General features: G+C 63.0%; 5 protein-coding genes. 3 read left to right on the top strand and 2 right to left on the bottom strand.

Features of this window, described 5'->3' with window-relative positions; genetic code table 11:
- The 3 genes from G4D87_RS31430 to G4D87_RS31420 all read left to right on the top strand — a co-directional run.
- A partial coding sequence (locus G4D87_RS31430) for a DUF262 domain-containing protein (protein WP_163786382.1) occupies positions 1-1,792 on the top strand: 1,792 nt, incomplete at its 5' end.
- 466 nt (positions 1,793-2,258) lie between these two features.
- Entirely contained in the window at positions 2,259-4,187 is a 1,929-nt protein-coding gene (locus G4D87_RS31425) for a serine/threonine protein kinase (RefSeq protein WP_163786381.1), read from the top strand.
- 98 nt (positions 4,188-4,285) lie between these two features.
- Complete coding sequence (locus G4D87_RS31420; RefSeq protein ID WP_163786380.1) at positions 4,286-5,206, top strand: DUF2381 family protein; 921 nt, start codon at positions 4,286-4,288, stop codon at positions 5,204-5,206.
- Positions 5,207-5,224: 18 nt separating this feature from the next.
- Here the strand turns inward: G4D87_RS31420 and G4D87_RS31415 are convergent, their stop codons facing one another.
- Both G4D87_RS31415 and G4D87_RS31410 read right to left on the bottom strand, forming a co-directional pair.
- The gene (locus G4D87_RS31415) at positions 5,225-5,755 is read right to left on the bottom strand and encodes an imm11 family protein (RefSeq protein ID WP_240358758.1); all 531 of its coding nucleotides are present in this window, start codon (positions 5,753-5,755) and stop codon (positions 5,225-5,227) included.
- A 56-nt stretch (positions 5,756-5,811) separates the two neighbouring features.
- Positions 5,812-6,371 (bottom strand): AHH domain-containing protein (locus G4D87_RS31410; RefSeq protein WP_163786378.1); only part of this gene is annotated, 560 nt, incomplete at its 5' end.

Raw genomic sequence — 6,371 nt, 5'->3', positions numbered from 1 at the left:
ACTGGAGACCGTTGGCTCCTCCTCAGAACTTAACTACACCTCAACAGAGGAGATCCGGAAGAAGTTTATTTTCGAATCCAAAGACAAAGGGATCAGCAGATCGTACATATTTGGATACGAAAAAGACAACCCAAGCTACGAATTCCTAAAAACAAAGATCTTTCTCGAATCATCAGACACACACAGCACCGACGAAGACACTATCTACACCCACAACCTAGAGTCGGCCAAGCAATTCTTCCTCACCCAACTAAAAGGCAAGTCACACACAGAAACAGAGTCGGTCTACACAAAGATAACCCAACACTTTCTATTCAACATATACACCATGTCCCCAGGCATCGATGTTTTCGTTGCCTTCGAGACCATGAACAACAGAGGAAAACCACTCTCAAATCTCGAACTCCTCAAAAACCGACTCATCTTCATATCCACACTCATCACCACCGACACAGTCGAACGAACAAAGCTTCGATCCGCCATCAATGAGTCTTGGAAAACCGCATATCACTACCTGGGCAAAAATAGAAACAGCCCTCTCAGCGACGACCACTTTCTCTTCATTCACTTTCAACTCTACATCGGAAGGAAATCCGACAAAGGAACCGATCGTGAAATTCGGCACTCCTTTCGACGTCGTCCCGAAACCATCTACAAACACATCCTCTTGAATGAGATTTTCACAACCAGGAACATAAATGGAGCAGAAGAAAATCGATTCAAAATCAACCTAACCCTCGAAACGGTCTACGAATACGCCCAAGATCTCAAGCGCTGCGTCAAGACGTTTTATGAGATTTACAATCCAGACGACAGTGACTTCATACTTGAGCAGCGGGCGGTGTTAAAACAAATATCACGCATGGGCTGGGAGCGCACAGAGCCGTTAATTGTCGCAGCAATCCAGGCCAACCCCCCCTCCGACGCGCTCACGAGGCTACTCAGAAGCATTGAACGATATATCTTCATCCGCGCATTCCGCCCCTACGTCGCAGACTTCGAGCACGTCGACTTCACCGAACTAGCAACTGATCTTGCATCAACTGGAGCAACCGCCGAGTCCACAGCCGCACGCATCAACCAGATACTCGAAAACTACATCAACCGAAACTCCACAAGAACAATGTCGGACGACTGGTCAAGCAAAGGACATTACAACTGGCCTGGGATAAACTATCTCCTATTTGAATACGAACAAGGACTCAAGCAGCGCAGCAAGTCATCTCGCGATAAGATTTCATGGCCTGAGTTCGACGCCGATGACCATGACAGCGACTATGCAACAGTCGAGCACATTTACCCCCAGCGCGCCAGAGACAAATACTGGACTTCTCGATTTAGCAAATTCACCTCTCGCCAGAAGCGCACATTGCAGCACTCCCTAGGGAATTTGCTCGCACTGTCGAGACCAAAGAATTCGGCACTCGGGAATCTACCTTTCCCAACAAAACGGGATGGAACGGAGACCACTGTCGGCTACAGATATGGCTCATATTCCGAGAATGAGGCAGCCACTTACGAAGAATGGACCGCTGAAAACATTCTTGAACGAGGCATTCGGCTCCTGAACTTCATCGAAAAGAGATGGGGTCTCCCCATGGGTGACATCGCAGCCAAAACGCGATTCCTTGGCCTAGACTTCGTCACCACAACAGCAGCAAAGAACGTTGTCGTCACTTTGACGCACGTGGCACCTGACCCCCAACTACCTGACCAGGCAGTGGAAGCGGATACCCCTGCCGATTCGGATCCGGCCGAGAACCAGCCAACGCCCTCCACTCGTCGTAGCTAAATGCCTCTGGCATCGTTCCATCCGCTTCCGGTTTAGCGGCCGCTCATGAGTGAAGCTTCGCGCCTGCGTCGTTCACGCTCGCGCCGTTGCTGGCGTGAACGGGCGGTCACCTCCGCGATGAGGAGGATACGCTCCTCCAATTGCTCCAGCGTCACGCCCCGGCTCATCATCGCATGGGACAGCAGCAGTGGGGCGCAGCGCGTGCCGGTTGTAGACGATGGGGGAGAGGTCCATGCGTCCCGCCACTTCGACCTGGGTGAGGCCCAGGCGTTCCCGGGCGGCGCGAGCGGCACTTCCGATGGCTGTGGCCAGCTTCTCGTTCATGGGAGGGGCGGACCTCGCGGGGCTCGCGAGGCTCCGGCGTCATACCATCCAGCCGAGGCCCCGGCATCCCCCGGGGCGCCAGCCGCCGGACCGCCGCGCGGGCGGTGAACCCACGCCGTGATGGCAGCCCTGCGTGACCTCCATGCACCCACGCGACACAGCGCAATCAGCGGAGCCCACGCCCGGCGACGACGTGGGCGGATACCTCTTGCTGGGGCTGGCCGGACAGGGCGGCTTCGGCAAGGTGTACCTCGCGGAGCGCGGTGGGCAGCGCTATGCGCTGAAGCTGCTGCCGCTGACGGGCGCGGGGCTGGGCGCGTGGGGCGAGCGCGAGCTGCTCATGCTGGCGAAGGTGCGGCACCCCAACGTCGTGCGGCTGTTGGGCCACTGGCAGTGGCCGGACCGGACACCTCGCTTCCTCGTCATCATCATGGAGTACGTGGATGGCCAGCGGCTGGACGTCTGGGCGGACCTGGAGAACCCGTCCGCGCACGCGGTGCTGCTCCGGGTGCGCGACGTGGCGCGAGCGCTGCGGGCGCTCCACCAGCACCGGGCGCTTCACCGGGACGTGAAGGAAGCCAACATCCTCGTGCGCGCGGCGGATGGCGAGGCCGTGCTGGTGGACCTGGGCGTGGGCAGCCACGAGGACGTGTCGCGCGCCACGGGTGGCTCGCTCCCTCCGGGCACACGCGCCTATCTGAGCCCGGAGGCCTGGTGCTTCCACCTGGCGCACCGCGATTGCCCCGACGCGCACTACCGCTCTACGGCGGCCGACGACCTCTATGCCCTGGGCGTGGTGCTCTACTGGCTGCTGACGGGACGAAAGCCCTTCGCCCTGCGCATGGAGGGAGACGAGGCGGCGGTCATCTCCCAGCCGCCCGAGGCGCCGCGCGTCCGCAATGGCCGCGTGCCCGAGGCGCTGAGCGCGCTGTGCCTGCGGCTGCTGGACAAGGCGCCCGGGAACAGGCCCGACGCCGGGGCCCTGGTGGAACACCTGGACGAGCTGCTCACGCGGGAGGGCGCGGACTGGCACGCGCCGCTGTGTGACGGCCACGACGCGCACAACCTCACCACCCGGCCCGGTCCCGATGCGGACGAGGAAGCGGCGTGGTTCAACGAGGTGCGCGAGGAGCTCCCGCCGCGCCGGGGGCAGCGGCCCTGGCTCGTCCGTGAGTCCGTCACCCCATCACCCGCGCCGGCAATGTCCCTCTCCGAGGACTCGCCGTCCCCGCCTTGGCATATCCACCAGGCGCCGGTGCCGTCGAGACTGCCTGCGCTGACGCCAATTGCGCATCCACCTACGCCAGAAGAGCGCACGGGGCGACCCGGCGTACTGCTGGGCTTCGCGGCGCTGCTGTGCATGGTGGCGCTGACATACCTTGGAGACATGAAGCAGGGGCCGCTGAGTGACGCGAGGACAGGTGTGCCACCTGTCCGGAAAGTGGCATCACCGGCACAGCCGCTGGAGAGTAACGGGGCCGCGGCGCCGCACGCAGAGGTCCTCATTCCCGCGGCCATCGCCTTTCCGGCGAGGACGGAAAAGGAACCAGCTCCCGTGATGACGCAGAAGCAGGATGGCAAGCCCCAGCGCCCCACGTCGCACAGCACCTCGGGCAAAGCGCTCAAGGTGGCGGCCACGGCCTGCACGCTGCTGGGGTGCCCGGGGGCCCAGGTCCGTGCGCCTCCGCCCCCGGAGCCGTGTCCGCCCGGAGCCGTGGAAATGATGGCGCAGCTCGGCATTGATGTGGGGGACAAAGAGGCGTGGAGCTTTGGCGGCGGCAACCGGTTCCTCATCGTGCGCGAGGGCTGGACGTCAGTCCGCATCGTCGGAAGGGACTTCGGCGGCATCCCGAACGGCTCCGTGGCCTCCGGCCGGCTCGTCTTCGGTGACCGCGTCTACGGCCGACTCACCCAGGTGCAGATGGAAGACACCGGCCGCACGGTTCCCGTCTGCTTCGAGTTGCTGACCACCGGGAGTAAACGGGGCCTGGAGATGGAGCCCGGGGATGCTCCAGGCACCGCGAGGGTCTTCTCCGTGGGCTTCCTACGCGCGGTGAGCCACTTCGAGTAGGGACCTTCCGGACCAGACCCGCGCGGGGGGGCATGCCAGGGCACGCCGCGCTCCCCCACGAGAGTCTCCTCCACGCATCCAGCCAGAGGTTCCGCTTCGTGCTCGCTTCGTCCCTTTCGTTGCTGCTACCGGCCTTGCTCGCTGGGAACGTCACGGTGGAGCAGGGCTCTGCGCAGTGCCAGACGGGCATCCGCCACGTCGAACTCACGACGACGGCGGAGACCCCTCCCGCCCAGGTGTGCGTCAGCCCAGGGCAGACCACGCTCATCAACTTCGACGGAGCGCTCGTTCCAGGCTCCATGGCGATCGACGGCGCGGAGCGTTTCGCGCAGGCGGAGCTTGGCTCCAGCAGCCTCAAGCTGGTGCCCTCCGAGAAGCTGGTTCCAGGAGAGCGGCTGAGGCTGACGGTGCGCTTCCAGGACAGCGCCGCGCCGACGAGCGCGACCCTGTTTCTGGTGGTCCACCCCGCCCAGGCCGAGTCACTGGTAGACGTCCACCGGCAGACACGCACCGTGGAGTCGTACCACCAAGAGCTGCGGGACCGGGACGCTCAACTGCGACAACTTCGCGAGGAAAACGCCAGGCTCCGCGCCGAGAACGCCGGTCCCGGCGGGCTGGCGGGACTTCACGCCGCGGGACTTCTTGACGACCAAGCCTTCAGGGCAATGGATAGCAGCGCGAGCGTACGAGTCCCTCCCACGAGCGCGCTGCTGCCAGACGGACCACTTCTGAGTTTCCGCGCCGCCGGGCGCGTCGCGGTGACGATGCGCCTGCTGAATCCCGAAGGCTCGGCCCCCTGGACGGTCAAGGACGCGCGGATGGTCCTAGTCGGCAGGAAGGGTGTGGAGTTGAAGGTGCTGAAGGTGTGGCCAACGTCGCCCATTCTGCCCGGCAAGACGCTCTCCATGGTCGTGGAGGCGGAAGTCGCGGGGACGTATTCCCAGGGGCCCTACACGCTCCAGCTCTGGGAGGCGGAGGGCGGAAGGAAGGCCATCATCCAGGGCGTGATGCTGCCGTGAAAGCGGGCAGGCATCGGCTCACGCCTGGAATGCAGCAGCGTCGCTCCACTGGCTCACGGGGATGAAGCGCAGCCCCTCCGGCTTCAGCGCCAGCACCTGGTCCACCAGCGACTGGTGGAAGACGTGGGTGGAGGGGGTCTCCGACAGGCAGAACGCAAGCCGCCGCTCCAGCGGAATCTCCAGAAGCACCCGCTCGTCCAGCACCAGCCTCCGGACTCCGAGGACCTCCCCGTCGTCATGGAGCGACAGCACCGAGCGCTCACGGTCGACGCAGGCAATCCAGTTATGGACGTGCATGATCCAATAGGGTCTCACATCATCAGGCGTCACTCGGACATCCGCCGAGATGAACTGCACCCCGTAGATGGCCAGCGGCTCCAGCGCCTCCTTGAAGCGAGGAGAGAACACCGGCTCGGGCAGCTCGTGGAAGTCCACCATGAGGGGATTCCTGGGGATGGGCTTGCCCAGCCTGAGCTTGACGGGACGCCCCAACGGCTTGACAGGCCTGGGCCTCACCAGCCCCACGAAGAACTCGTCCCAATCCATCATGGGATAGTCATTTGAGGCGACAGACTCCAGGACGCAGTATTCGTTCTGCATGGCAGTCACGCTCCAACGACGAGGGCTCGTGGGGTCAGCGGCTGTCTCGTCACGCCATGAGCCAGCCCGTGATGGCGTCCCTGTGGGCATGGTGCCGAAGTGGGTTTCTGGCTGATGCTCCGCAAGCCGCCACAGCCCACGCCGCCCACCCGATAGTCGAGTCCATCCCGGGTAAGCGTCCACAAGCCCGACTCGATACTTTTCAGAATCTCCGCGCTCACCTTGTCCAGAGTCGCGGCGAGAGCGTCCGGGTTTGAGCAGCACTCGCCCGACGACACCCGCCGCTCAAGGTCACGGAGCCTCTTCTTCACGGCCTTGGGGTACGGCAGGTGTAAGTCATGGGCGAAGCCTTCGGCGTGGTTGCCCCGGTGCACCGCCACACCCAACTGGCACGCCAGCGCCATCTTCATTGGGAGGAAGACACCGTTCCGGTTCCGGTCCGGGTGGTAGCCGAACTGCGCGCAGAAGGCAGCCCATTTCGGATTGTCCAGCGCCTCCAGGCAGATGAGGTGGTGCGCCGCCAGCGAGAAGGGCCCCGCGAACCATGGATGCGTGGACAGCTCCC

It is taken from the genome of Myxococcus vastator, assembly GCF_010894475.1.
GTDB classification, from domain to species: Bacteria; Myxococcota; Myxococcia; order Myxococcales; family Myxococcaceae; genus Myxococcus; species Myxococcus vastator.
The sequence above is the reverse complement of the archived record's forward strand: the minus strand, read 5'-3'. Positions and strand labels throughout refer to the sequence as shown.